At 73.2% G+C, this 26,802-nt stretch carries 23 protein-coding genes; 12 read left to right on the forward strand and 11 right to left on the reverse strand.

Annotated elements, in window-relative coordinates; all coding sequences use genetic code 11:
* Positions 1–35: 35 nt before the first annotated feature.
* From OG625_RS33015 to OG625_RS33050, 8 genes are all read left to right on the forward strand, one after another.
* Positions 36–1,646 carry an ABC transporter substrate-binding protein gene (locus OG625_RS33015; RefSeq protein WP_329388287.1) on the forward strand — a complete coding sequence of 537 codons (1,611 nt, stop codon included), beginning with the start codon at positions 36–38 and terminating at the stop codon, positions 1,644–1,646.
* 17 nt (positions 1,647–1,663) lie between these two features.
* Entirely contained in the window at positions 1,664–2,629 is a 966-nt protein-coding gene (locus OG625_RS33020) for an ABC transporter permease (RefSeq protein ID WP_329388289.1), read from the forward strand.
* Positions 2,622–3,488, forward strand: coding sequence for an ABC transporter permease (locus tag OG625_RS33025; RefSeq protein ID WP_329388290.1), 867 nt, complete (start codon positions 2,622–2,624; stop codon positions 3,486–3,488). The genes OG625_RS33020 and OG625_RS33025 overlap by 8 nt, the downstream gene beginning before the upstream one ends.
* A gap of 47 nt (positions 3,489–3,535) precedes the next feature.
* Positions 3,536–4,420, forward strand: coding sequence for an ABC transporter ATP-binding protein (locus OG625_RS33030; protein WP_329391181.1), 885 nt, complete (start codon positions 3,536–3,538; stop codon positions 4,418–4,420).
* Positions 4,413–5,072 (forward strand): ABC transporter ATP-binding protein, encoded by a 660-nt coding sequence (locus OG625_RS33035; RefSeq protein ID WP_329388292.1) that lies wholly within the window; start codon positions 4,413–4,415, stop codon positions 5,070–5,072. The genes OG625_RS33030 and OG625_RS33035 overlap by 8 nt, the downstream gene beginning before the upstream one ends.
* Positions 5,073–5,198: 126 nt before the next feature.
* Positions 5,199–5,393: a hypothetical protein gene (locus tag OG625_RS33040; protein WP_329388294.1), complete on the forward strand. Its 195-nt coding sequence runs from the start codon at positions 5,199–5,201 to the stop codon at positions 5,391–5,393.
* Between the two features lie 142 nt (positions 5,394–5,535).
* Positions 5,536–7,104 (forward strand): hypothetical protein, encoded by a 1,569-nt coding sequence (locus OG625_RS33045; RefSeq protein ID WP_329388295.1) that lies wholly within the window; start codon positions 5,536–5,538, stop codon positions 7,102–7,104.
* A 144-nt stretch (positions 7,105–7,248) separates the two neighbouring features.
* On the forward strand, positions 7,249–8,103 hold the full coding sequence (locus tag OG625_RS33050; protein ID WP_329388297.1) for a GNAT family N-acetyltransferase: 855 nt from the start codon (positions 7,249–7,251) through the stop codon (positions 8,101–8,103).
* Positions 8,104–8,156: 53 nt separating this feature from the next.
* Here the strand turns inward: OG625_RS33050 and OG625_RS33055 are convergent, their stop codons facing one another.
* From OG625_RS33055 to OG625_RS33085, 7 genes are all read right to left on the reverse strand, one after another.
* Positions 8,157–9,293 (reverse strand): LLM class flavin-dependent oxidoreductase, encoded by a 1,137-nt coding sequence (locus OG625_RS33055; RefSeq protein ID WP_329388299.1) that lies wholly within the window; start codon positions 9,291–9,293, stop codon positions 8,157–8,159.
* Between the two features lie 32 nt (positions 9,294–9,325).
* Positions 9,326–10,720 (reverse strand): NtaA/DmoA family FMN-dependent monooxygenase, encoded by a 1,395-nt coding sequence (locus OG625_RS33060; RefSeq protein WP_329388300.1) that lies wholly within the window; start codon positions 10,718–10,720, stop codon positions 9,326–9,328.
* Between the two features lie 33 nt (positions 10,721–10,753).
* Positions 10,754–11,872 carry an LLM class flavin-dependent oxidoreductase gene (locus OG625_RS33065; protein ID WP_329388302.1) on the reverse strand — a complete coding sequence of 373 codons (1,119 nt, stop codon included), beginning with the start codon at positions 11,870–11,872 and terminating at the stop codon, positions 10,754–10,756.
* A gap of 147 nt (positions 11,873–12,019) precedes the next feature.
* Positions 12,020–13,165, reverse strand: a complete 1,146-nt coding sequence (locus OG625_RS33070; RefSeq protein WP_329388304.1) for an aryl-sulfate sulfotransferase — start codon at positions 13,163–13,165, stop codon at positions 12,020–12,022.
* A 21-nt stretch (positions 13,166–13,186) separates the two neighbouring features.
* Positions 13,187–14,188 (reverse strand): ABC transporter substrate-binding protein, encoded by a 1,002-nt coding sequence (locus OG625_RS33075; RefSeq protein WP_329388306.1) that lies wholly within the window; start codon positions 14,186–14,188, stop codon positions 13,187–13,189.
* Positions 14,189–14,313: 125 nt separating this feature from the next.
* Positions 14,314–15,030 carry an ABC transporter ATP-binding protein gene (locus OG625_RS33080; RefSeq protein WP_329388308.1) on the reverse strand — a complete coding sequence of 239 codons (717 nt, stop codon included), beginning with the start codon at positions 15,028–15,030 and terminating at the stop codon, positions 14,314–14,316.
* Positions 15,027–15,806, reverse strand: a complete 780-nt coding sequence (locus tag OG625_RS33085; protein WP_329388310.1) for an ABC transporter permease — start codon at positions 15,804–15,806, stop codon at positions 15,027–15,029. The genes OG625_RS33080 and OG625_RS33085 overlap by 4 nt, the downstream gene beginning before the upstream one ends.
* A gap of 140 nt (positions 15,807–15,946) precedes the next feature.
* On the opposite strand from OG625_RS33085, the gene OG625_RS33090 reads away from it, so the two are divergent.
* Entirely contained in the window at positions 15,947–16,540 is a 594-nt protein-coding gene (locus tag OG625_RS33090) for a helix-turn-helix domain-containing protein (protein WP_329388312.1), read from the forward strand.
* Between the two features lie 20 nt (positions 16,541–16,560).
* Here the strand turns inward: OG625_RS33090 and OG625_RS33095 are convergent, their stop codons facing one another.
* Together OG625_RS33095 and OG625_RS33100 are read right to left on the reverse strand one after the other, a co-directional pair.
* Complete coding sequence (locus OG625_RS33095; RefSeq protein WP_443067820.1) at positions 16,561–20,388, reverse strand: nSTAND1 domain-containing NTPase; 3,828 nt, start codon at positions 20,386–20,388, stop codon at positions 16,561–16,563.
* A 164-nt stretch (positions 20,389–20,552) separates the two neighbouring features.
* Entirely contained in the window at positions 20,553–20,915 is a 363-nt protein-coding gene (locus OG625_RS33100) for a hypothetical protein (protein ID WP_329388316.1), read from the reverse strand.
* Between the two features lie 325 nt (positions 20,916–21,240).
* Between OG625_RS33100 and OG625_RS33105 the strand changes: the two genes are divergently transcribed.
* Together OG625_RS33105 and OG625_RS33110 are read left to right on the forward strand one after the other, a co-directional pair.
* Positions 21,241–22,437 (forward strand): right-handed parallel beta-helix repeat-containing protein, encoded by a 1,197-nt coding sequence (locus tag OG625_RS33105; protein WP_329388318.1) that lies wholly within the window; start codon positions 21,241–21,243, stop codon positions 22,435–22,437.
* 34 nt (positions 22,438–22,471) lie between these two features.
* Positions 22,472–23,536: a methyltransferase gene (locus OG625_RS33110; RefSeq protein WP_329388319.1), complete on the forward strand. Its 1,065-nt coding sequence runs from the start codon at positions 22,472–22,474 to the stop codon at positions 23,534–23,536.
* 102 nt (positions 23,537–23,638) lie between these two features.
* Here the strand turns inward: OG625_RS33110 and OG625_RS33115 are convergent, their stop codons facing one another.
* Together OG625_RS33115 and OG625_RS33120 are read right to left on the reverse strand one after the other, a co-directional pair.
* Positions 23,639–23,896 carry an acyl carrier protein gene (locus OG625_RS33115; protein ID WP_329388321.1) on the reverse strand — a complete coding sequence of 86 codons (258 nt, stop codon included), beginning with the start codon at positions 23,894–23,896 and terminating at the stop codon, positions 23,639–23,641.
* A 13-nt stretch (positions 23,897–23,909) separates the two neighbouring features.
* Entirely contained in the window at positions 23,910–25,010 is a 1,101-nt protein-coding gene (locus OG625_RS33120) for a SchA/CurD-like domain-containing protein (RefSeq protein WP_329388323.1), read from the reverse strand.
* 146 nt (positions 25,011–25,156) lie between these two features.
* On the opposite strand from OG625_RS33120, the gene OG625_RS33125 reads away from it, so the two are divergent.
* Complete coding sequence (locus tag OG625_RS33125) at positions 25,157–26,800, forward strand: FAD-dependent oxidoreductase (RefSeq protein WP_329388325.1); 1,644 nt, start codon at positions 25,157–25,159, stop codon at positions 26,798–26,800.
* Positions 26,801–26,802 lie beyond the last annotated feature (2 nt).

Raw genomic sequence — 26,802 nt, forward strand, 5'->3', positions numbered from 1 at the left:
AATAGCCAGTGATTTTGAACAAGGATGTGCTCTGCGTGACGGCCCGGACAGCACGGGGAGCGGCGGCCGCGACGGTGGCCGCCGTACTCATCACCGGCGTGGCGGCCTGTTCCCAGCCCGCGGGAAGCGGCGGATCGGGGGCCGCGGACTCCGCCGTGGTCGGCATCGCGACCGAGCCCGAGACCCTCAGCCCGCTCCTGGGCTACGGCAAGGACGGCAACTCCAAGATCTTCGACGGGCTGCTCGCGCACGACGCCGGCATGAAGCTGAAGCCCGCGCTCGCGCAGGCCCTGCCGGAGGTCTCCGCGGACGGGCGGACCTACACGTACAGGCTGCGCCCGGGCGTGAAGTTCAGCGACGGGGCGCCCTTCTCGGCCAAGGACGTCGTCTTCACGTACCGGACGATCCTCGACCCGACGACGAACAACGCCTCCCGGACCGAGCTGGACGCCGTCGAGAACGTCGAGGCGAAGGGCGAGGACACCGTCGTCTTCACGCTCAAGTACCCCTACGCGCCGTTCGCCGAGCGGACCGTCCTGCCGATCGCCCCCGAGCACATAGCGGGGAAGCAGGACGTCAACAGCGGTGAGTTCACCACCAAGCCGGTCGGCACCGGGCCGTACGTGCTGACCGGATGGTCCAAGGGGGAGAAGCTCAACTTCCGCGCCAACCCCGGCTACTGGGGCGGCGAGGCGGCGGTGAAGAAGTTCACCATGGCCGTCATCAAGGACGACGACGTACGCGCCACCCGGCTGCGCGCCGGCGAACTGGACGCGGCGATCCTGCCGCCCAACTTCGCGAAGGCCCTCAGCGATCAGCACAGCGCGAAGGACAAGGCGCGGCGGACCTACGCGGCCAAGACCTTCGACTACCGCAACGTGACCCTGCCCACGCACAACGAGGTCACCGGCGACCCGGCGGTCCGCCAGGCCCTGGACATCGCCGTGGACCGCACCGCCATGGTCGAGGGGCTCCTGGAGGGCGCGGGCAAGCCCGCCTACGGTCCGGTCCCGACCGACAGCCCGTGGTTCACACCGGGCACGGAGCGCGCGCACGACCTCGAACGGGCCAAGAGGATCCTCGACGACGCGGGCTGGAAGCCGGGCGGGGACGGCATCCGCGTCAAGGACGGAGTCCGGGCCGCCTTCCCGCTCTGGTACACCTCCGGCGACAAGATCCGCCAGGACCACGCCCTCGCCTTCGCCTCCGACGCGAGGAAGGCCGGCATCGAGGTCCGGACCGAGGCGGGCACCTGGGAGGTGATCGAACCCCGGATGAAGACCGAGGCCGTCCTCGCCGGCGGCGGCTCCCCGGCCGACCCGGACTTCGACCAGTACCTACTGCTGAAGTCCTCCCTCGGCGGCGACGGCTTCAACAACATGGCGTGGTACGACAACCAGGCCGTCGACCGGGCCCTCGACGAGGGCCGGCAGAGCGGCGACGCGACCGCGCGCAAGGCCGCGTACGACACGGTGCAGCGCGAGCTCGTCAAGAACCCCGGCTACGTCTTCCTCACCCACATCGACCACCTCTACGTCGTGAACGACAAGTGGGACGGGCTCACCACGCAGGTCGAGCCGCACGACCACGGGCTCGGCTCCGGCCCCTGGTGGAACGTCGAGAGCTGGAAGCCGAAGCAGAAGTGAGCTTGCCCCTCGGGCCGATGGCACGGATGGCGGGTCGGCGGCTCCTCTTCGCCGGCCCCGTCCTGCTCGCCGTGACCTTCGGCGTCTTCGCCATCGCCGCACTGTCCCCCTTCGACCCCGTCAAGGCCTACGCGGGCACCGCCGGACTGACCGCCTCGCAGGCCGAACTCGACCAACTGCGGGCCAACCTCGGCGTGGACCGGGCCCTGGTCCCGCGCTGGTGGGACTGGCTCACCTCCGCCCTCACCGGCGACCTCGGGACCTCCTCCGTCATGCGGCGGCCCGTGGCCGAGGTCATCGGGGAGCGGCTGGGCTGGTCGGTGCTGCTCGCGGTCTGCGCCTTCGCCGTGGCCGTACTGGCGGGCACCGCCCTCGGGGTGCTCGCCGCGCGCCGCCGGGGCGGCCCGCTGGACCGGTGCGCGACCTCGCTCGCCTACACCCTGGAGGCCGCCCCGGCCTTCTGGCTGGCCCTGCTGGCCATCTGGCTCTTCTCGATCCGGCTCGGCGTGCTGCCCTCGGGCGGCCTGACGGACGCCGCCAGCGAGGTGGTCACTGCCGGGCAGGTCGCCACGCACCTGGTGCTGCCCGCGCTGGTGCTGGGCATCTCCCAACTCCCCTGGTTCTACCTGTACGTCCGCCAGGGCGTGGCCGACGCGCTGGACGAGGACCCCGTGCGCGGGGCCCGGGCCCGCGGGCTGGCCGAGCGGAAGGTACTGCTCGGACACGCGCTGCGCTCCGGCATGCTGCCGATGCTGACGCTGATCGGCTCCCGGGTGCCGGAGCTGATCACCGGAGCGCTGCTGGTGGAGACCGTGTTCTCCTGGCCGGGCATCGCGGCGGCCACGGTGGAAGCCGCCACCTCCGTGGACTTCTCGCTGCTCGCGGCGCTGACCGTGCTGGCCACGGCGGCGGTGCTGGCCGGGAACCTGCTGTCCGACCTGCTGTACGGGCTGGCGGACCCGAGGGTGGGCTTCGATGGCTGAGCCGGTGTGGAGGCCCGCCGGGCGGGCCCGGCGCTCGACGCGCGCCCTGCGGGTGCGGTCCTCGGCGGTGGTCGTGGCGCTGATCGTGGTGGCGGTGCTGCTGGTTCCGCCGCTGGCGCAGCTGGACCAGCAGGCGGTCGACCTGTCGGCAAGGCTCCAGCCGCCCTCGTGGGCCCATCCGTTCGGCACCGACGACGTGGGCCGCGACCTGCTGCTGCGCTGCGTGTACGGACTGCGGGTCTCGCTGCTCGTCGGCCTCGTCGCCGCGCTGGCCGCGACCGTCGTCGGCACCGCGGTCGGCGCGGCCGCGGGCGCGCTGGGCGGCTGGACGGACCGGGTGGTGATGCGCGTGGTGGACACGCTGTCCGCCATCCCGCACCTGCTGCTGGGGATCTTCGTCGTCGCCATGTTCCGGCCCGGCGTCTGGCCCGTGGTCGCCTCCGTGGCGGTGACCCACTGGCTGTCGACCGCCCGCATCGTCCGCGCGGAGGTGCTCTCGCTGCGCGGCCGCCCCTACGTGGACGCGGCGATCTCGGGCGGCGCCTCGCGACTGCGGGTCGCCGGGAGGCACCTGGTGCCCGGGGTGCTCCCGCAGGCCGGACTCGCCGCGGTGCTGATGGTCCCGCACGCCATGTGGCACGAGTCCGCCCTGTCCTTCCTCGGGCTCGGCCTGCCCTCCCACCAGGCGAGCCTGGGCAACCTCGTGCAGAACGCGCGCGGTTCACTGCTCGCCGGCGACTGGTGGCCCACCCTCTTCCCCGGGCTGCTGCTGATCGTCCCCACCCTGGCGATCGCCGGGCTCGCGGGCGCCTGGCGGGACCGGATGAACCCCCGCCGCCGATCGGAGCTGACCCTGTGACCCCCGCGCCCGTACTCCGCGTCGAGGGGCTGTCCGTACGGTTCCGCATGCGCGCCGGCCGGTACGTCCAGGCCGTCACCGACGCCCGCTTCGCGCTCGCGCCCGGCGAATGCCTCGCCCTCGTCGGCGAGAGCGGCTGCGGCAAGTCGGTGCTCGCCTCCGCCCTCCTCGGGCTGCTCCCCGGCAACGCCGAGACCGCGGGATCGGCCCGGCTCTCCGACGGCCTCGACCTGCTTGCCGCCGACGAACGCACCCTCGCCCGGACCGTACGGGGCCGCCGCCTCGGCCTGGTCCCGCAGAGCCCGGCCGCGCACCTCACCCCGGTCCGCACCATCCGGGCCCAGCTGGAGGAGACCATCCGCGAACTGGCCGGAGCCGAGGACCACCGCGCTGCCGCCGAGGCCGCCGCCGAGCGCGCCGCCTTCCCCGCCGACCACCTCGACCGCTACCCGCACGAACTCTCCGGCGGGCTCGCCCAGCGGGCCGCCACCGCCCTCGCCCTCGTCGGCGAGGCCCCGCTGCTGCTCGCCGACGAGCCGACCACGGGCCTGGACCGGGAGCTGGTCCACCGCACCGTCGACGAACTGCGCGCCCACACCCGGGGCGCCGGCCGGGCCCTGCTGATGATCACGCACGACCTCGCGGCCGCCGAACGGATCGCCGACACCGTCGCCGTCATGTACGCCGGGCGCATCGTCGAACTGGCCCCGGCAAAGGCCTTCTTCGGGGCACCCGGCCCCCGCCACCCCTACGCCCGCGGGCTCCTCGACGCCCTCCCCGAACGGGCCTTCACCCCCGTCCCCGGCGCCCCGCCCGAACTCGGCTCGCTGCCGCCCGGCTGCGCCTTCGCCGCCCGCTGCTCCGCCGCCGACCAGGCCTGCCGTGCCGAGCGGCCGGAGCTCACCGACGGAGTGGCCTGCCACCATGCTTGAGCTCAAGGACATCACCGCGGGCTACGACCGCCGCGCCCCCGTCGTCCGCGGCGCGCACCTCACCCTGAACCCCGGGCAGTCCCTCGGCCTGCTCGGGCCGAGCGGCTGCGGCAAATCCACCCTGGCCCGGGTCGCCGCCCTGCTCCACCGCCCGGACCGGGGGAGCGTGACCCTCGACGGCCGGGCCGTGACCGGCTACCGACACCGGGCCCCGCGCGCCCTGCGCACCGCGGTCGGCGTGGTCTTCCAGCAACCGCGGCTCTCCGCGGACCCCCGCCTGCGGCTGCGCGACCTCGTCGCCGAACCGCTCCGGGCGACGGGCCGGCGTACGGAGGCCGGGGCGGAGGTCGCCGGGTGGGCGGAGCGGGTCGGCCTCGGCGCCGACCTGCTCGACCGCCGCCCTCACGAGGTCAGCGACGGCCAGCTGCAACGCGCCTGCCTGGCACGGGCGTTGGTGCTGCGCCCGCGCTGGCTGGTGTGCGACGAGATGACCGCGATGCTGGACGCCTCCACGACGGCCGCCCTGGTCGCGGTGGTCGAGGAGTACCGGGCCGAGAGCGGGGCCGGGCTCCTCGCGGTCGGACACGATCCGGTGCTGCTGGAGCGCTGGTGCGACCGTACGACCCGGTGGAACGAGATCGTCGACGACTGATCGCCAACGGCTGATCGTCAAGGACCGATCGAGCGTCACGGACGGTCAACACCCGTTCGGCGGACACGTCGTTCGCCCGAAGGAACCCCTGGCTGCGCCACCATGGCGCCGAGTAAGGAGGTTCTGATGGTGATTTCCCTCTCCGTGGTCGTCCTGCTCCTCGTCCTCACGTGGATCTTCGTGCGCAGCGGCGGCCTCAAGTTCTCGCACGCTCTCGTCTGCATGCTGCTCGGCTTCTACCTGGCGAGCAGCAGCATGGCCGCGACCATCCACGACGGCCTGGCGGCCACCGCGAACGTGGTCGCCAGCCTCACACCGTAGACGGGAGTTGGTGATCGACTATTGCGCCTTCGTGAATCATCCGGCACTTCCATGGACTCCTCGGGCACGGCGATCTAGCGTCTGGCGGCGGCGCGATGTCAGACGCAATGTCAACAAGACTGAAGAGACGGAGGAAGTCCGGATGTTCCGAAGAGCGCTGAACTGCGCTGTGGTGCCGGTGATCGCCGTATTCACGACGATTTACGGCATCGCCCCGGCAGGGGCCGACGAGATACCCAAGGCCCCCGGCCACCGCCTGGTCGGCAACTACGAGGGCGGCCCGGCCACCGCAGCCCCGCTGCCCGGGGAAGCGCCCCCGCAGCACCCCTTCCTCGCGCCCAACGGCCGCAGCGGCATGCACTCCGACGCGGCCGGCAGCGCCACCTCCCCCTGGTCGGGACCGCTCGGCAAGAACCCCCAGGTGAAGAGCGAGGCCATCGCGGCCCTCGGCGGCGAATGCGCCACGGCCACCTTCGACTCGGGCGGCCGGCTCGTCACCGTGTGCGGCACCTTCTCGGGCTTCAAGGTCAAGCTCCTGGAGCCCCGTACGCTCGCCACGCTCGCGGAGTACCAGCTCCCGCAGCGCTCTTCGACGGTCGAGGCGATCACCTCGCTGGACTTCGCGAAGATCTTCAAGGACACCTCGGGCGGCGCCTACTTCTACCTGGACAACCAGGACCGGGCGGTGCTGGCCGACTCCCGCCAGCACATCCTGCGCCTCGCCCACTCGCAGAATCCGGACGGCAGCTGGAAGTTCACGGTCGACAACGACTGGGACCTCACCGGCCAGGTCCCGCACGACTGCGTCAGCTGGACCAATCTGTGGCCCAGCGGCACCTGTGACCCCGTCACCTCGGTGATGCCCGACTGGAACGGCCGCATCTGGTGGGTCACCCGCCAGGGCCGGGTCGGCACCGTGGACCCGGCGACCTCGCAGATCCGCTCCGTCCGGCTGGCCGGCGAGGAGATCCAGAACTCCTTCTCGGTTGCCGAGGACGGCGTCTCCATCGTCACCGACCACGCGCTCTACAGCTTCCGCACCGCCGCCGACGGCACCCCCGAGGTGCAGTGGCGCCAGACCTACGACCGCGGGACCGCCGCCAAGCCCGGTTCCGTGAACCAGGGTTCGGGAACCACCCCGGACCTCTTCGGCAACGGCTACGTCGCCATCACCGACAACGCCGACGACCGGATGAACGTCCTGGTCTACAAGCGGGGCGTGAACGTCCCCGCGGACCAGCGGCTGGTCTGCAAGGTGCCGGTCTTCGGCTCGGGTGCATCGACCACCGACAACTCCCTGATCACCTGGGGCAACAGCATCGTCGTCGAGAACAACTACGGTTACGAGAACCCGACCACCCTGCTGCTCGGCAAGTCCGTCGTCGGCGGCGTCGCCCGGATCGACGTCCGCGCCGACGGCAGCGGCTGCGACACGGTCTGGGAGAGCGCGATCCGCGCTCCCTCCGTCGTCCCGAAGCTCTCCACCGCCAACGGGCTGCTCTACTTCTACGAGAAGGAGCCCAACTTCTGGGGCATCGACGCCTGGTACCTCACCGCGGTGGACTTCCGCACCGGTGAGCGGCGCTGGAGGAAGCTGACCGGAACCGGCCCGCTGTACGACAACAACTGGGCCCCGATCACCCTCGGCCCCGACGGCACCGCCTACGTCGGCGTCTTCAACGGCATCCTCTCGGTCCGCGACGGCGACTGACAGCAGGTGCCGGTGCCGGCGCCGAAGCCCGAAGCCGAGGCCGAGCCCGAGGGCGCAGCCGGCCGGCACACGATCCGTGCCGGCCGGCTCGGTCGTCGGCGGAAAACCACGCGCGCACGCCGACGGCTCGCGGGATCATGTGGCATGAGTCCGGACGACTGGCACCTCACCGAAGACCTCGAAGACTTTCTCGCTCGTGCCGGAGACTTCCTGCAATCGCGTCCCGCCCTGCACACCGTTCCGCTGACGGTGACCGAGGCACTGCGCACACGAGGGGCGGACGCGTACGGCGCCGACACCCCCGTCTTCGGCCTGCTGGAGCGGGCGGGCGCGGTCCGCGCGGCCTTCTTCCGTACCCCGCCCCGCCGCCTGACCCTCACCCCCCTCACCCCCGAAGAGGCTGACGACCTAGCCGCCCGCCTGGCAGGACTCGGCCAGGTCCTCCCGGGCGTCAACGCGGACCACGACACCGCCGCCTCCTTCGCCGGCGCCTGGCGGCGGCACACGGGCGCACTGCCGACGCTGCACGAGCGGGAGCGCCTGTACCGGCTGGGCACGCTCACGCCACCGGAGCCGTTCCCCGAGGGCCGGGGGAGAGTCGCGGGCGAGCGGGACCGTGAGCAACTCATGCTCTGGCACCGCGAGTTCGTCACCGACATCGGAGGAACTCCCGCTGGGGACAACAGCTCATGGGCGGACACGCGCATCGCCCACGAACGCATTACGCTCTGGGAAGCCCCGGACGGAACCCCCGTCTCCATGGCGGGCAGGACCCCCATGGTCGCGGGCCAGATCCGGGTGACCCCCGTCTACACTCCGGCCCACCTGCGCGGCCGCGGTTACGCGGGCGCCGCGACAGTCGAGGTGAGCCGGGCGGCTCTGGCCGCCGGCGCGGCGGAGGTCCTGCTGTTCGCGGACCTGGCCAACCCCACCAGCAACGCTCTCTACCAGCGGATCGGGTACCACCCGATCGCCGACTTCGCGGTGTACGACTTCTGAAGTACCAGGGCGCGCGTCGCCCCCTCGGGCATCCGTCGAACCGCGTGCCCGCCTCACCGGCGCTGCCACTCCTGCGCCAGCAGCCGGTAGGAGCGCACCCGGTCCTCGTGGGAGTGCGTGATGGTGGTGATCAGCAACTCGTCCGCCCCGGTGGCCTCCTGGAGCCGCTCCAGGTGATCGGCGACGGTCCGCGCGGAGCCCACGAACTGCGTCTCCACCCGGTCGGCCACCAGCGCCCGGTCGGCGTCGGTCCACGGCAGGGACCGCGCCTCGGCCGGGGTGGGGTACGGGATGGCGCCCTGGCCGCTGCGGATGCTGCGCACCCAGGGCGCGTACCCGGTGGCCAGCTCGCGGGCGGTCTCGTCGTCCTCGGCCACGACCACGTCGGCGGACACCGTGAGGTACGGCCGGTCCAGCTCCGCGGACGGTTTGAAGGCGGCCCGGTAGCCGTCGGCGGCCTCCAGCACCGAAGCGGGGCTGACGTGGTAGTTGGCCGCGAACCGCAGCCCGCCCCGGCCCGCCGCCTCCGCGCTGACGCCGCCGCTGCTCCCCAGGATCCACACCTGTACGTCGGCCCCCTCGCCGGGGACGGGATGCGCCTCCACCCCCTCCGGGGAGCGGTACTCGCCGCGCAGCAGCGCGAGGACGTCGTCGACCTGCTCGGCGTAGTCCTGGGGCCGGGCGCCGGGCAGGTTCAGCAGTTTCTGCTGGAGCAGGACCCGCGGATGGCCCAGCAGGTGCGCGAAGGAGAACCGGTCCGGGATGCGCAGTCCGCCCCGGGTGTACCCGTCCACGACCGGCGTGGAGGGCGGAGGCGCGGGCTCGCCGCCGGCGGCGGCCGCGGGCGGGCGGCCCGCCGAACGGCCCAGCCCCAGGTCCAGGCGGCCCGGGTGCAGCGCGTCGATCAGGCCGAACTCCTCGACCGTCGACAGCGCGGTGCGGTGGCCCAGCTGCACGGCTCCGGACCCGAGGCGGATGGTGCTCGTCGCGGAGGCGGTCAGGGCGAGGAGCACCGCCGGGGAGGTCCCCGCGACCCCGGGGTTGAGGTGGTGCTCGGCGAACCAGTAGCGGGCGTAGCCGAAGCGTTCCGCCTGCCGGGCGAGATCGATGCTGCCGCGCAGGGCATCGACGGCGGTGGAGCCCGACGCTACCGGGACGAGGTCGAGGACCCCGAGGGGGATGCCGGACATGACGGCTCCTTGCAGGTCGGAGTGGGGAAGGGTCACGAGGCCGCGGCCCGCCGGCCGGCCGGCCGCGCGCCCGCCTGCCCGCCCGGCACCGCGAGCCCGAGGTGGTCGCGCAGGGTGGAGCCCTCGTAGTCGGCGCGGAAGACGCCCCGCTCCTGGAGCAGCGGGACGACGGTGTCGGCGAAGGCGTCCAGGCCGCCCGGGGTGAGGTGCGGGACGAGGACGAAACCGTCGGCCGCGTCCGCCTGTACGAGGTCGTTGATCGACGCGGCGACCGTGGAGGCGGAGCCGACGAAGGTCTGGCGGGCGGTGGTCGCGATGACGAGCTCGCGGATGGAGAGGTTCTTGGCCCGGGCCAGCTCGCGCCACTCGCGGGCCGTGGCGAGCGGGTCGGAGAACTGGCGCACGCTCGCCCGCCCGAGGGCGATGGTGTTCTCCCCGGCCTCGGGATCGACCTCGGGCAACGGGCCGTCCGGATCGTAGGACGACAGGTCCCGGTTCCAGACGTGCTCCAGGTACTTGATCGCCGTCTGCCCGCTGACCTGGAGGCGCCGCACCTCGTGGGCGAGTTCGTGCGCCTCGGCATCGGTGTCGCCGAGTACGAAGGTGGCCGCGGGCAGGATCTTCAACTGCTCGTGCGTACGCCCGTACGTGGCGAGCCGCCCCTTGACGTCGGCGTAGAACGCCCGGCCCTCGTCGAGGGTCCCGTACCGGCCGAAGATCGCGTCGGCGGTGGAGGCGGCGAACTCGCGCCCCTCGTCGGAGTCGCCCGCCTGGAAGAACACCGGCCGGCCCTGCGGGCTGCGGGGGACATTGAACCGGCCCTCGATGTCGAAGTGTCGTCCCCGGTGGGCGAAGGCGCCGGCCCGGGCGTCGCGCAGGAAGGTGCCGGCCGCGGGGTCGGCGACGATCTCGGTGCCGTCCCAGGAGTCGAAGAGCTCGGTGGCGGTGGCCAGGAACTCCTGGGCGCGGGAGTAGCGGTCCTCGCGCGGAAGGAAGCCGCCGCGCCGGAAGTTCTCACCGGTGAAGGCGTCCCAGGAGGTGACGACGTTCCATGCGGCCCGGCCCTCCGAGAGGTGGTCGAGCGAGGCGAACTGCCGGGCCACCTCGTAGGGCTCGTTGAAGGTGGAATTGATGGTGCCGGTCAGGCCGAGGTGCTCGGTGACCGCCGCCAGCGCGGCGAGAACCGTGAAGGTGTCGGGCCGACCCACCACGTCCAAGTCGTATAGCTGCCCGCCCTGTTCGCGCAGCCGCAGTCCTTCGGCGAGGAACAGGAAGTCGAACTTGGCGCGCTCCGCGGTCCGCGCGAAGTGGACGTACGAGTCGAAGTCGATGTGGCTGCCGGCCGCCGGGTCGCTCCACACGGTGGTGTTGTTGACCCCCGGGAAATGGGCCGCGAGATGGATCCGCTTGAGCGGCTTGCTGCTCATGGTTCGTCCTTCCGGTGGTCCTGGGCCCGGCGGTCAGGCAGCGGGCCGGTCGGAGTAGCGGTTGCCGGGACGGTCGAGTCCCAGCAGGCCGCGCAGGGTGCCCGCCCCGTAACCGGGGCGGAAGGCGCCCCGGCGCCGGAGCTCGGGCACCAGGGCCCGGGTGATGGCGGGCAGGTCGTCGGCGATCGTGCCGGGCCGCAGCCGGAAGCCGGACAGGCCCGCCTCCCGCCAGTCCTGGAGGAGGTCCGCGAGCTGCGCGGGGGTACCGGTGAAGGTCGCCGCGTCATCGTCGTATGGGCCTCCGGCGAGCTCGTCGAGGCGGGCCAGGCGCCCGGCGGCAGCGGGGCCGTCCTCGTCCAGGAAGACCGTGAGGTCGCCGAAGACGTGCGCGGGTCCGCCCGCGGCCCGCGCGACGGCGCTGCGGGCCTCGTCGGCGTCGCGCGGCGTCACGTACAGGAGGTCGGCCGATCCGTGCAGGACACCGGACGGCGCGGTGACCAGGGGCTGCCCCTGCGGCGGGCGCGGGGTGATCGACGGGCCCCGGACGCTGAAGTGCGGCCCCTCGAAGTCGATGTGGTGGAGCTTGGCCCGGTCGACGAACCGGCCCGTGGCCACGTCCCGGATCTCAGCGTCGTCCTCCCAGCTGTCCCACAGCCGCCGGACCACCTCGACGTGGTCCGTGGCCTCCTCGGTCAACTCGCCGACGGGCACCGGGAAGGAGCGGCGCCCGAAGTGACGCGCCTCGTACGGCAGTCCCGACACCCGCACGAGCAGACCTGCGCGGCCCTTGCTGACGTGGTCGAGGGTGGCGATCGCCTTGGAGACGTGGAACGGCTCGGTGTGGGTGGCCGTCACGGTGGGGACCAGGCCGATGTGCCGGGTCAGGGGAGCGACCCGGGCGGCGGTGAGCACCGCGTCCAGCCGTCCGCGCACCCGGTCCGTGCGGTCGTCGGGCGCGACCGGGGAGGAGGACTGGAGGGCGAGGCCGTCCTCGAAGGTGACGAAGTCCAGCAGCCCGGCCTCCGCCTCGGCGACGACGTCGGCCCAGTACCGGGCGGTGAACAGCTCGCCGGGCCTGGCACCCGGCTCCCGCCAGGAAGCCGGATGCCGGCCCGTGCCGTCGAGGGCGACGGCCAGATGCAGTGTGGACACGTCGAATTGAGCCTTCCTGTTCGGCCCGTACCGAAAGGAAATTCAGAGCGGGGCCGTGCCGTCGGAGGTCGTTTCGAAAACGCTACGCCGCACCGTGGGGCCGTTCAATGACGGTGGTATGAAGAGGATTTGGCAGTGGTGTTTCGCTCAGAGCCAGGGCAGTTCCTCCGGGGCGTACCGGTAGGCGCGGAAGACGGAGTTCTGGGCGCCGGCCGAGGACTCCAGGCCCACCCCCTCACCGAAGGACCGGAACTGCGGGACCACGAACTCCCAGACCACCTCCCCGCCGGGAGTCACCTCGAAGAGCCGGCCGAAGGAGCCCTCGGCGATGAAGGTGTTGCCGTTCGGCAGGCGCTGCGCGCTGGACATGTACGGGCTGTAGAAGTTCTGCGGCGGGTTGTCCTCGTACGACCACACCTGCTCGCCCGTGCGCGGGTCGAGCTCCAGCACCCGCGAGTACGGCACCGAAGTGGTGTCGCGGTAGCTGCCGTTGTCGAAGACCAGGATGGTGCCGCCGGGCAGCTCGTGCGGATGGTGCTGCTGCGCCAGCACGTCGGGGCCGATGCGCCAGCGCACCGAGCCGTCGGCGCGGTCGACGGCCACGGTGCTCGACGCGCTGCGGAAGCCCACCACGATCGAGCCGTCGGCGAGCTCGTTGACGGTGTTGGCCATCGGCCAGTGCTCGCGCGCGAAGTGCCGGTCGAGCGGGAACTCCTCCGGGTCGAGGTGGTCGATGGCGGCCCAGCGCCACACCGGCTCCCCGTCCCAGGTCAGCTCGTACACGACGTCCCCGTAGATCACCCCGCCCGGGGCCTCGGAGCCGGGGATGCCGCCGCGGATCCGGGCCGCGTCGGCCGGGGACAGGGGTTCGACGACCGTGATGATCAGGTTGCCGTTGCGCAGCAGCGAGGCGTCGTGGTGGTGGAACGGGTGCCGGGCCTCGCGCAGGACCGTGGAGTCCGGGGCCAGCTCCTGGAAGATGCCCCCGTGGTAGACGTCCCAGATCGGGAAGAGGGTCGGGCCGCTGGTGTCCTTGGCCGCGTAGAAGAGGTTGCCGCCGGGGAGGAGCTGGGCCTGACGGCCGGGCGGGTGCGGGGAGTTCCAGGTGTGGGCGGTGCGGCCCTCGATGTCGACGAGATGGATCTCGCCGGCGCTGGTGATCGGCGTGTAGAGGGTGTAGCCGCCGTAACTGCGGGCCGGGTCGTGGGCGATGAGGCCGACGCCGCGGCGGCGCAGGGTGTTCTGGTCGACGGTCCTGGGGGTCGTGGGTGTGGTGGGTGTCGTGGGGTTCATCGGGGGTCTCCTCGTGGGGTTTCAGTGAACGGTGACGGCGGCCGGGTCGGCGGCCCTCAGGGGGCCGGGGTTCAGGTACGCCGCCAGGGCGGCGCGGTCGGCGGAGCCCGGCAGGCCCTGGGCGGCCTTGGCCCAGGCCGCCTCCTCCGTCAACTGCGCGAGCAGCTCGGGGGAGAGGCCGACGCCGTAGGTGTAGCGGGGCTGGAAGGCGTCGACGTAGCCGGCCTGGAGCACGCCCTTGGACTGCGCGAGTACGGCCCCCCGCGCGCCCGCCGGGTCGTCCGCGATCTCACGCTGCGCCCGCAGCAGCGCGCGGAGCACCGCGGCCGTGCCCTCGTCGCTCGCCGAGGGGCCGGCGACGAGGAGGGTCCTGGCGGTGTACCCGGTGAAGGGGAGCTCGGCGTAGCCGGCGCCCAGGGCGGTGCGCGCGGCGTCGTAGAAGCCGGGGAAGGTGACCCCGGCGTCGACGTCCCCGCGGGCCAGGGCGGAGGGGACCTGGTTCGGGGCCAGGTTGACCACCGTCACGTCGGCGGCCGTCAGCTGCGCCGATGCCAGCATCCGGGACAGCGCGTACTCGACGTTCGTGCCCTGCGGGACGCCGACCTTGCGGCCCTTCAGCGCGGCGAAGCCGGTGATCCGGCGGTCGGTCCGGGTCAGCAGCCGCCAGTCGGAGAACCGGGACAGGTCGGCGACGATCCGCAGCTCGCGCCCGCCCAGCGCGGCCGTCACCGCGGGCAGGTCGCCGACGACGCCGAGCTGCGCCTGCCCGCCGAGCACGGCGTTCAGCGCGTCCCGGCCGGTGGGATGCGTGGTGACGGGCGCGGTGACGCCCTCGGCCGACCACAGGGCGCGCTCCTGGGCGACGTAGACGGGAGCGCCGCCGAGGTGGTCGCTCGCCGCGATGGCGACCGCGGGGCGGCCGCCGGCCGCCGCCGGGGCGGACGGGGAGCCGGTGCAGGCGGTGCTGAATGCGGAGAGCAGGGCCGCCAGCAGTACGGCGGCCACCGCGCGGGGTCTGAGCATGGTGCGGGTCCTTTCTCGGGGCAGGTGGTGTGGGGTGCAGCGGCGGCGGGACGGCCCGGGGGCACCTCCCGGCGGTGGCCGGGGGCGGACCGGGCCCGGCCCTGGTCACCGGCCCCCGACGGGGTTCATTCGGAGCCGAGATGGCGTGCGATCAACGAGCGGAGCTCCGGGTCGGGCGGTCCGGCGGGGACGGGGTGGTCGGCCAGCACCCGGCCGGGAGCGCCGCCGAGGACGATCACCCGCTTGGCGAGGGCCAGGGCCTCGTCGATGTCGTGCGTGACGAACAGGACGGTGGTGCCGGTGCGCCGCCACAGCTCCCGCAGCAGCTCCTGCATCCGGGTCCGGGTCAGTGCGTCCAGTGCACCGAACGGCTCGTCCATCAGCAGCACTTCCGGTTCGGCGGCCAGCGCGCGAGCGAGTGCCACGCGCTGCCGCATCCCGCCCGACAGCTCGGCCGGGTACTTCTCCGCGCCCTCCGCGAGCCCCACCTCGGCCAGCGCCGCGAGCGCCCGCCGGCGGCGTTCCGCGCGCGGCAGGCCGAGCCGCTTCAGGGCGAACTCGACGTTCCCGCGGGCCGTGCGCCAGGGGAAGAGCGCGTAGTGCTGGAAGACCACGCCCCGCTCCGGGCCCGGCCCGAGCACCGGCGAGCCCCCGGCCGTCACCCGCCCGGCGGCGGGCCGTACGAACCCCGCGACCGTGTTCAGCACCGTGGACTTGCCGCAGCCGCTGGGCCCCAGCAGGGCCGTGAACGAACCCGCCGGGAACTCCAGGTCGGTGCGCTCCAGCACCGGGGCGGCCCCGTAGCCGACCGCCAGCCCCTCCAGTCGTACGTCGAGGCTCATGACTCGCTCCAGTGCGCGAACCGGCGGCCCACCGAGGCCAGGACGAGGTCGACGGCCACTCCGAGCAGCCCGAGGACGAGCAGGCCCGCGAACATCCGGTCCACCCGCAGGAACTGGCCGTCGACCTGCAGCCGGTACGCCAATCCGCTGTCCGCACCGCCCAGTTCCGCGGCGACCAGGGCGAGCAGCGCCACCGAGGCCCCGTAGCGCAGCGCCGCGAGCAGCGCGGGCGCGGCGGCGGGCAGCAGCACCTCGGTGAACCGCCGGTGCAGCGGGGCCCCCAGGGACCGGGCCGCCCGCAGGTGGGAGACGGGGACGCGGGACACTCCGTCGTGCACGTACAGCCAGACCGCGAGGAGGACGGCGTACGCGATGAGCAGCCGCTTGGCGCTCTCCCCGATGCCGAACCAGGCGGTGGCCAGCGGCACCAGCGCGATGGCCGGGATCGGGCGGAGGAAGGAGACCACCGGGGTCACGGCGGCGGACAGCCACGGGAGGCTGCCGGTGGCGAAGCCGAGGGCGCTGCCGACGACCGCGCCCAGGGCGAAGCCCTGCCCCGCCCGGGCCAGGCTGGCGCCGAGGTCGGAGGCCAGGACCCCGCTCCCGGCGCTGTCCGCGAGCGCGGCCAGGGTCTGCGCGGGCGTGGGCAGCAGTCCCGGAGCCACCGCCCCGGACCGGGCCAGCAGGTACCAGAGGGCGAGTACGGCACCGGCCGCGCCCAGGGCCGGGCCGATTCGGCCGAGGGCCCGGCCGGGCGGTGAGGGGGTGGCGTACACGGGGCGGCTCCTCGGTCGTTTCCACGAGCGGTGATAAGTGAGGTCAATAATTGACCACGCTTATGAAGGGAGTGTTGCGGCAGTGCGAAACCTCCCGGAGCCACCCGGCCCGGGATCCGCCATGAGGTACGTTCACCAGCGTGTCTCGTCCCGAACCCACGCCCGAAGCCATCGAGGTCGGACGGGTGATCCGCGGCTGCCGCAAACAACGCGGCGTCTCCATGGCCGTACTCGCCGCCCGATCGGGGCTCTCCCAGCCCTTCCTCAGTCAGTTGGAGCGCGGACTCGCCACGCCCAGCCTCAGCTCGATCTACCGGATCGCCGAGGCCCTGGACGTCACGCCGGGCACCTTCCTGCGGCCGCCCGACCACCCCGGCACGGTCAGCCACGAGGCCGACCCCCAGGTGATCCGGGTCGACGAGGCCGCGGGGCAGATCGCCCAGGTGCTCATCCCCGGCGGGCGCAGCGGCCTGATGGAGGCGTACGAGCACCATTTCGAGCCCGGCCGGGGCGAGCGCGGCTGGTTCGAGCACCCCGGCGAGGACTTCCTCTACGTCCTGGCGGGCGAGATCGTCCTGGAGGTCGAGGGCGAGGACCCGCTCACCCTGCGCGCCGGCCAGAGCGCCCACCACCGGGGCGAAGTCCCTCACCGCTGCCGCCTGTCGGGCCCAGAACCGGCCCGCACCCTGCTGGTCATCGCCAACGCCGACGCCAACGCCAACGCCCAGGCCTAGCCCAGGCCCCAGGAGCCTGCCTAGTCGTTCGGCCGCAGCGTCCGGGCGATGGCCGCCAGACGGGAACCGACGTCCAGGTCCCACAGCCGGACCGTGCCGTCGGTGCTGCTGGAGGCCACCGTCCGGCCGCCCGGGGCGAACACCACACCCCAGACCGCGTTCGTGTGCCCCGACAGCGCGGCCACCGGCCGGCGCCCCGCCACGTCCCACAGCCGCACCGTACGGTCGTTGCCGCTGCTGGCAAGGGTGTGCCCGTCGGGGGAGAACGCGATGCCCCGGGCCGAACCGGTGTGGCCGGTCAGCGCCGCCTCGAATCGGTGGCGGCGGGCGTCCCACAGCCGTACGGTCCCGTCGTTGCCGCTGCTCGCGAGGGTGCCCCCGTCCGGGCTGAAGGCCACCCCGCGCACCGCGCCCGTATGGCCCGAAAGGGTGGCCAGGGCGCGGCGCCCGGACACGTCCCACAGCCGCACCGTCAGATCGTCGCCGGCACTCGCCAGGGTGCGCCCGTCGGGGCTGAACACCACGTGGTTGGCGAAATCCGTGTGGCCGGTGAGGACGGCCGACTCGCGCCGGCCGGCGATGTCCCACAGGCGTACCGTGCCGTCGGATCCGGCCGAGGCCAGGGTCCGTCCGTCGGGGGAGAAGGCCACCGAGAACACCGTCCCGGCCCGGCCCGGCAGGGTGGCCGAGAGGCTGCGCGAAGCGACGTCCCAGAGGCGGATCGTGCCGTCGGACCCGGCCGACGCGAGGGTCCGTCCGTCGGGGGAGAAGGCCACCGAGAACACCGTCTCGCCGTGCCCGTCGAAGGTGGCCAGGGCCTTGTGCGCCGCCACGTCCCACAGCCGTACCGCCCGGTCCGCCTCCGCCGTGGCCAGCAGTTTCCCGTCGGGGCTGTACGCCGCGTGCCAGATCTCCGTGAACGGCCGCGGGGCAAGCACCGCACCGCGGAGGTCCCACAGCACCACCGACTGGTCGAACCCGGCCGTGGCCAGCACCGCGCCGGCCGCGTCCACGGCCACCCCGATCACGTAGTCGGTGTGCCCGGCGAGGGTCGCCGCCAGCCGGCCGCTGTCCACGTCCCACAGCCGGGTCGCGCCGTCGCCGCCCGCGCTGACCACCGTCGTCCCGTCCGGGGTGTACGCGACCCCGTTGACGTCGTCGCTGTTCCCGGTCAGCGTGGCGGTCGTCCGACGGCCCGCCACGTCCCACAGCCGTACGGTCCGGTCGACGCCCCCGCTGGCGACCGACCGGCCGTCCGGGGCGAAGGCCGTGCCCAACACCTCGTCGGTGTGCCCCGCGAGGACGGCCAGCGGACGGGCCGTCACCGGATCCCACAGCCGTACGGTCCTGTCCGCGCCGGCCGACACGAGCGTCCTGCCGTCCGGGGCGTACGCGAGGGCGTTGACCCTGCCCGAGTGCCCGGCCAGGGAGGCCGCGGCACGGCGCTCACCGGACGCGGGGCCCGCCGCGCCTTCCGCCGCGCCTTCCGTCGTCTCCCACAGCCGGATCGTCCCCTCCGGGCCGGCGACCGCCAGCGTCCGGCCGTCCGGCGCGAAGGCGACGGCCCGGGCGCCGGCCGTGCTCGCCGGGAGCACCGCCGCCGGACGCCGCCCGGCGAGGTCCCACAGCCGGGCCGGCCCGTCCGCGGAGGTTGCCGCGAGGGTGCGTCCGTCGGGGCTGAAGGCCACGGCGCGGACCCGGCCCGGCATCGTGAAGGTGGCCAGGGTCCGGTGCTCGGCCGGCCGCCGCAGCCGCACCGTCCCGTCGTTCCCGGCCGAGGCCAGGGTCTTGCCGTCGGGCGTGAACGCCACCGCGTTGACGGGCCCGCCGTGCCCGCCGAACCGGGCGATGAACGGCTGGGACTGGGTGCTCAGCAGGGCGCCCCGGGCCTCGCTCGTCGGCGCCGCCCGGTACGCCTCCCCGGCGAGCCGCATCGACGCCTCCGGCTGGCCGGCCGCCAGCGCCGCGGACTGCAGGGCGAGCGCCCGCGACCTGGCCACGCGCTCCTGGCCGAGCGCCCCCGCCCGCTGCTGGTACGCCAGCCCGCCCGCGCCCACGGCGAGGACCAGCAGGACGACGAGCGTGGCCAGCATCCGCTGCCGCAGCCGCACCTGGCGCCCGGCCTGCCGCTGCCGGGCCTCCTCGGCCGCCTGACTGGCCCGCAGGAAGGCCTCCTCCAGGGGGCCGAGGCGGCTGCGGCCGTCGAGCTCGTCGGCCCAGGCGCGGGCGTTGTCCAGCCGGGTGCCGCGGTGCAGCGCCGACGGATCGCGCCCCTCGCGCTCCCATTCGGCGGCGGCGAGGGCCAGTTGCTGGTGGATCAGCAGCCCGGCCCGGTCGGCCCGGATCCAGCCGCGCAGCCGCGGCCAGGCGTGCAGCAGGGCCTCGTGGGTGATCTCCACGGTGTCGCTGTCCATGGTGATCAGGCGGGCCCGTACGAAACTGTCGAGCGCGGCCGTCGCGCGGTCGGCGGGCCGGTGCCCGGCCGGCTGCGCGGCCACGAGCTCGCCGCGGCTCATGCGGCGCCGCGTCACCCCCGTCCCGTCGGCGCCGTCGACCACGTGGACGAGCCGCACGAGAACCCGGCGCACGGTCCGCTGCTCCGCCGGGTACAGGCGGGCGAAGACGTCCTCGGCGGTGCGCGCGACCGCCCCCCGGATCCCGCCCGTCCGCTCGTAGCCGGCGACGGTCAGGGTGTTCCCCTCCCGCTGCCGCCAGGTGGCCATCAGGGCGTGGGAGACCAGGGGGAGCACGCCGGAGGGGATCCGGTCCGGCGGATCGCCCTGCAGGCCCGCGTCGCGCAGGAGCAGGGGGACCAGGCCCGCTTCGAGGGCGAGCCCGGCGCGCTCCGCCGGGCGCGTGATCGATTCCCGCAGCTCCGCCAGGGACATGGGGGGCAGGACGAACAGGCCCTCGGTGAAGACCGGAGCCAGCTCCGCAAGGTCCAGGCAGTTCCCCGAGAAGTCGGCCCGCACGCCGAGCACCACGACGGCCGGATCGTGCCCGCTCGACGCCGGACGGGCAACGGCCAGGGCCCGCAGCACCCGTACGAAGGCGCGCCGCTCGTCCTCGTCGGAGCAGAGGGTGAACAGCTCCTCGAACTGATCGACGATCAGCACCGGACGCGGCGGTGGGGCGGGCCCGTCCCACGGGCCGGCGGGGGAGTCCCCCGACACCCGGCGGACGGCGTCGAGCAGGACCTCCGGGCGGGCCCGCAACTCCTCCACCGTGAGGCCGAGATCGCCGCCCAGCACCTTCGCCGTGCGGTCCAGCAGTTCCTCCAGCGGCTGCGCGGTGGGGGTGAACCGCACCACCGGCCAGGTGTCCGCGCCCGCCATCGGGAAGCCTCCCGGGCGGCGCAGGGCCGGCACGAAGCCCGCGTTCAGCAGGGAGGACTTGCCGGCTCCCGAAGGGGCGACCAGCAGGAGGGGACCGCTCCCGATCCGTTCGAAAACACGCTCGACCAGCGCGGCCGTGGCCCGATCCCGGCCGAAGAACTCCCCCGCTTCCCGCACGGTGAAGGCCGGCAGGCCGCGGTAGGGGCACTCACCGGGATCGGCGGTCTGCTCGGGCGGTGGTTCGCCCTCCCGCACCATCCGCAGGAGTTCGCCCTCCGCCCGCAGCACTTCGTCACAACGGCGCGCCACGTCGGGGGTCGCGGGCTTCGAGCCGGTCTCGATCTTGCTCAGGTAGCCCTTGCTGTAATGCGTCTGCCGCGCCAGATCGGCCAGCGACAGCCCGCGTTGCACACGCAGACGCCGCAACCGTACGGGAAAGGGCAGGCCGGCTTCTTCGGAGTGGTCGGATTCGAGCTGGTGATCGGTCTTCCGGTGGCGGTCCGGATCCCCCACAACACCCCCCCATGGCAATGCGCGCCGAGGCAGCGAGACGGCACTGCCCAGGCTACAGCGGGGGTATGACGGAAGACCGGCTGTTCGCGCCGGTATGACCAGAACAGGAGCGTCCGGAGCCGTTTCGGGTACGGGCTCCGGACGCGGTCCTGCGGGGTGCGGTGCTACCGGTTGAGGCGGATCGAGTTGATGGGCGTCAGGTCGGCGTAGACACCCGTCTCGGCGGCGATCGGGTTGCCGCAGCCCGCGCCGTTGTAGCCGGTGCACAGGTTTGCGGTCGCACCGCTGTGCTGATTGTTGAGGACCCAGTGGTTCCCGTACTGGCCGTTCAGGTTGTGCGCCCCGTAGCTGTAGAACACGTGGGTCGGCCTGACGGCGGGATTCTGGTTCTGCGGATAGATGCAGACGGCCCCGTCGGGGCACCCGGCCCAGTCGTCGGCGGGCTTGGCCTGAACCGTACCGCTGAGCGCGATCACGGCAACGGTGGCGGTCGCGAGCGCGGCGGCGCCGCGGAACAGCTTGCGCATGTCTTCCCCTCGGGTTTTGCTCCGGGTCTTCGCTCCGGGTCTGCTTCGTGCGGACCCCTTCAGCGTGTGCCCGCCCCGCACCGGGGTCGACGGGTTTCCCGTCGCCCGTCCCGACCCGCCCCCGGGAAACCCCCGTCGGCCTGCGCGGTTTCGAGGCCGCGGTCAACAGTGGGTGGCCGCCACTCCGATGGGCCCCAAAAAGAAGCCGTTTGCCGACGGGGTGTATCCATCCGCTCACCTGGTGTGGCGAGCGGCGGTGATCGCCCCTAGCTTCGGCAATGTGACGAACCGACAACTCAAGTGCCTCACATGCATCACAGTCGTCATGGCCGCAGGTCTCGGCGTCGCCGCGCCACCCGCCGCCGCGGCCGGACACACGGTGCATCCAGGCCAATCGATCCAGGCGGCCGTGGACGCCGCGAAGCCGGGAGACAGCATCACCGTCATGCCCGGCACCTATCGGGAGAACGTGCTGATCACCAAGCGGCTGACCCTGCGCGGCTGGGGGAGGCAGACGGTGATCATGCCGCCGCAGGCCGCCGCCCCGGCCGCCCCGGCCGCGCCCCCGGCGGCCGCCGCCCCGGCCGCGCCGTCTACACCGGCGGCCCCCGCCGCCCCCGCCGCCCCCGCCGCTCCGGCGAGCCCCGCCGCCCCCGCCGCTCCGGCGAGCCCCGCCGCCCCCGCCGCTCCGGCGAGCCCCGCCGCCCCGCCGTCCGCCCGTGCCGCGGCCGGCGCCGCGTGCTCGCAGGCCGACACCGGCATCTGCGTCATGGGAACGGCGGAGAAGCCCGTCGACCGGGTGAGCATCCGTTCGCTGACGGTCTCCGGTTTCAAGCGCAACGGCATCTGGGCCTCCCGCACCGACCGGCTCACCGTCGAGCAGGTGGTCTCCGAGAAGAACGGCACCTGGGGCATCGCCCAGGAGAGGTCCACCCACGGACTGTTCCGGGGCAACACCGCCCGGGACAACGTGGAGTCCGGCATCTTCATCGCCAACACCGTCGACCGGGAGGGCGGCGCCACCGACACGCTCGGAGCCGTTGTCCGGGACAACACCCTGACCGGGAACCGGATCGGAGTGACGGTCAGGCGCGTGCGGAACCTCAGCGTCAACGACAACACCCTCACCGGAAACTGCGGCGGCGTGTTCGTCGTCGGCGACGAGGGCATCCCGGGCGCCGGGGACATGACCATCCGGGGCAACCGGATCCACGCGAACAACAAGTTCTGCAAGGGCAACACCCGGCTTCCCGACATCCAGGGCGCCGGCATCGTCCTCACCGGCGCCGAGGAGACGGTCATCCGTTCGAACTCCATCCGCGACAACGTCGGCTCCTCGCCGCTGTCGGGCGGGATCCTGCTGTTCAAGAGCTTCGTGGGCGCGAAGAACAGCGACAACGTCATCAAGGACAACGTGGTGCGCGGCAACATGCCGGCCGACCTCGCCAACCAGGGCACCGGAACCGGCAACAAGTTCGTCGGCAACCGCTGCCGGACCTCCGTACCCGCCGGGATGTGCTGACCGTGTTGCCCGCCATCAGGAGATACGAGGCCCCATGACCACGGTGAGTCCGAACCCGATCCCCGTCCCGGCCGCCACCGAGGCCCCCGGCCCCCAGCCCGCCATGCGGCTGCGCGAGCTCGTCTTCGGCGCGGCCTGCGCCGCGGCCGTCCGGGCGGCGGCCCGCCTCGGCGTGGCCGACGTGCTCGGGCCATCGCCGGCCACCGTCGAGGAGCTCGCGACGGCGGTCGGGTCGGAGCCCCAGCCGCTGCGCAGACTGCTGCGGGCGCTGTCCTGCTACGGGATCTTCGCCGAGACCGACGAGGGCACGTACGTCCACACGGAGATGTCGAGGCTGCTGCGCGAGGACGATCCGCACAGCCTGCGCTACATCTCCCTGTGGTGCACCGAACCCTGGACCTGGCAGGCCTGGCCGCTCCTCGACGACGCGGTGCGCTCCGGCGGCAGCGTCTTCCAGGACCTCTACGGCAAGGGGTTCTTCGACTACCTGCACCAGGACGCGCACGAGTCGGCCCACGTGTTCAACCGGGCCATGACCACCTCCAGCGTGCAGTCGGCGCTGGACGTCGCGGAGCTCCTCGACCTCACCGGGGTCTCGACGGTCGCCGACATCGGCGGCGGCCAGGGCCACGTACTGGCCGGCCTGCTGGAGAAGCACCCCTCCCTACGCGGGGCCCTGCTCGACCTGCCGGGCGTGGTGGCGAAGGCGGATCCCCGGTTGCGGAAGGGCGGAACGCTGGCCGGGCGCGCCGACATCGTCCCGGGGGACTGCCGGGAGGCCGTCCCCGTCGAGGCCGACCTGTACATCATCAAGAACATCCTGGAGTGGGACGACGACAGCACCCGCAGGACCCTGCGGAACGTGATCGCGGCCGCCCGCCCCGGAGCCCGCGTCGTCGTCATCGAGAACCTCGTCGACGACACCCCGTCGATGAAGTTCACCACGGCCATGGACCTGCTCCTGCTGCTCAACGTCGGCGGGGCGAAGCACACCGAGCAGAGCCTGCGCACCCGGATGGCGGACGCGGGTCTGCTGGTCGGCTCGGTCCGGCCGGTCAACGCGTACCTGCACGCATTCGAGTCCACCGTGCCCGGATGAGTGCCGCGAACGCCCACCGAACGCGCAGCGAACGCCCCGAGACCGGCACAGGGCCGGTCTCGGTGGCGTCGGTGTGGGGCGGGTGTGGGCGGTGCGGGTGCGTCACGTACCCGTCATCAGGGCGCCGTTGACGAGATCGAGGAACTCCTGCGGAGACTTGCACCGGTCCGCGTCGGGCGGAAGGGGCCGGCTGTGCCGGTTCTCCAGTTCGCCGACGATGCCCAGCAGGCCCAGGGAGTCCAGGCCCCACTCGTCGAACCCCGAGTCGGGGCGGCTCGCCATCTCACGGGCGTCGACCGTGACGCCGGCGCCCTTCTTCATCAGGACGGCCAGTTCTTCCATGGTCAGTCGATCGGTCATGACGGACAACTCCTCAGGCTCGGGCCGGCTGACGCCGGTCGGTGATCAGGCGCATTTCGGAGCGCGCGAGGAAGCGCGAGATCTCCTGGTCGGTGGTGGGCACTCCGTCCTTGGCACTGTCCAGCAGCCGGGCCAGCACGGCCGCCTTGTGGCCGCCCTCGACGCCGAGCGCCAGGGCCGGCCGGGCGTCCAGCGGGCCGCGCACGTCCAGGAGCCGGACGACCACGTCGTCCCGCTGGAAGACGGTGCTCGATTTGAGGGGGCTCGTCGGATCGTCCACGGCCGCCTCGTCCTGGCGCGCGAGCAGCCGGGCGAGTGCCATGCCGCAGCCGTCCTTCGCGGGGTAGAAGAGGGCGTGCCGCCCGAGGTCGGCGCTCTCGCTCCGGCCCTCCGCCACGTGGTGCACTGCCGGGAGGGCCGCCCGGGTGAAGAACATCCGGGCCGAAGCCGGGTCGCCGAGGTCCCGGTCCATCTCCAGGTACGGGTTGATCGCCTCCTCCAGCGCCCTGACCTCCGGCTGCCGGGACACGTGGCGCAGCGCCGCGAGCAGGTCGCCCTCCACCTCGACCGCCCGCACGACGCGGTTGCCGTGCATGAAGAGGGAGGTGCGGCGCAGCCGGGTGCTCTCGTCGACCCGGGCCTGCGGGGAGGCGTACGAGGCCAGCAGCTCGGCCACTTCGGGCTCGCTGCCCGGTTTGACGGTGAACGTGAGGGCGTGGCGCACCACGCCGTCCCCGCGCCGCGGGGCGGAGGTGACCGGGGCGGCGGAGTCCTTGCCGGCCTCGCGCATGACGCTGAAGCGCAGCGAGCGGGTGTCCCGTACGCAACCGTGCAGCGGCTGTACCGACGCGACGTGCGCCTCGCTGTTCACCCAGGCGAGGAACCGCGGCGCGCTCTCCCACTCGCTGGTGATCAGCCACTGGGAGGGGTTCTCGATCGACTGGCACAGTTCGTCGCTGATGTGCCCGGGGACGGAGGACACCTGCTCGCGCAGGTGCTCGTACACCTCCAGGAACCGGTTCTGAGCGTCGTCGTACAGATCCAGCAGCAGCACGACCCGAAGTCTCGAGCCGTCGAAGGCGGACTGGGATATCCGTTCCGACAAGGTTGTCATCGTTCACACTCCTTCGGGACGTCGCGGTCGCCACGGGCGGCGCCACCCGAACCGATCGTTGTCCCGCAAACCCACCGGCGCGAGAGGGGAGAACCAAGCGGGTGAACGGGCGAGGGAAGGGTCCTCCGGCAGGGCATGGGTGAGGCATGAAGGAAAACGTCGGCCTCCGCGTCCCGGTCCTCGTCGTGGGCGGCTCGCTGGTGGGCCTGTGCACCTCGCTGTTCCTCGGCCGGCACGGCATCGGTCACGTGCTCGTCGAGAAGCACGCGGGCACCTCGACGCATCCGCGCGGACGCGGCATCAACGTACGGACCATGGAGCTCTTCCGGGTCGCGGGCGTCGAGGACCGGATCCGGGCGGCGGCGAGCGTCCTGGCGGGCAACCACGGCATCCTGCAGGGCGGCTCGCTCACCGGTGACGACCAGGAATGGCTGTTCGAGGAGATCGACCCCGGAGGCGCGCTGGCCCGCTTCAGCCCGGCGGCGTGGTGCCTGTGCAGCCAGAACGACATCGAGCCGGTCCTCAAGTCCGTGACCCCCTCGCTCGGGGCCGACCTCCGGTTCTCCACCGAGCTGCTCTCCTTCGACCAGGACACGACCGGGGTGAGCGCCGTCCTGAAGAACCGGGAGACCGGGGAGCACACCCTCGTGCGCGCCGACTACCTCGTCGCCGCCGACGGCCCGCGCAGCCCCGTACGGGAGGAGCTCCGCATCGGGCAGAGCGGCCCCGGCGACCTGTTCCACAACGTGAGCATCACCTTCCGGTCCCGCGGCCTCGCGGCGGTGGTCGGCGACCGGCGCTTCATCGTCTGCTACCTGACCAGGCCCGACGCGGACGGGGCCCTGCTGCCCGTGGACAACGCCGAGCGGTGGGTCTTCCACGCGCCGTGGCACCCCGACCGGGGCGAAACACTGGAGGACTTCACGGACGAGCGCTGCGTCCGGCACATCCGGGAGGCGGTCGGCGCCCCCGACCTGGACGTGGAGATCACCGGGAAGGCCCCGTGGCACGCCGCCGAGCGGGTCGCCGAGCGGTTTGCGGCCGGCCGGGTCTTCCTCGCCGGCGACTCCGCCCACGAGATGTCCCCCACCGGCGCGTTCGGCTCGAACACCGGCATCCAGGACGCCCACAACCTGGCCTGGAAGATCGCCGCGGTGCTCAAGGGCTGGGCGGGACCGGGACTGCTGGAGAGCTACGAGGCCGAGCGGCTGCCGGTGGCCCGGGCGACGAGCGAGCGCGCCTCGGCCCGCTCGGCGGAGCACAGCCACCCGGGCTACGAGCCCGACCCGGCGACCATCCCCCCGGGAGGCGGCCGGCAGGGCGGGGTCCTGTCCGTGGCCATGGGCTACCGCTACCACCGGGGCGCGGTCCTGGGCGCCGACCAGGACCAGCCCGTCGTACCCGAGCGGATGCGGCCGGCCGGCGATCCGGGCACGCGGGCGCCGCACATGTGGCTCCGCCGTTCCGGGGAGGCGGTGTCGACCGTGGACCTCTACGAGCGGTCCTTCGTGCTGCTCAGCTCCGAGGGCACGCCGTGGAGGGACGCGGCGCGGTCCGTCGCCGGGCAGCTGGGTGTGGACCTGGCCGCCTACGCGATCGGCAGCGGGCCCGGGGCAGACCTGTCCCCGCAGGACGGCGACACCGACTGGGCGCAGGCGCACGGCACGACCCCGGCGGGAGCCGTCCTGGTACGGCCCGACGGATTCGTGGCCTGGCGGTGGCCGCAGGACGCGGAGGACCCGGAAGCCGTCCTGCACGAGGTGCTGACCACGCTGCTCCACCGGTCCTGAAC

The sequence above is a fragment of the Streptomyces sp. NBC_01351 genome (genome assembly GCF_036237315.1).
Lineage (GTDB): Bacteria > Actinomycetota > Actinomycetes > Streptomycetales > Streptomycetaceae > Streptomyces.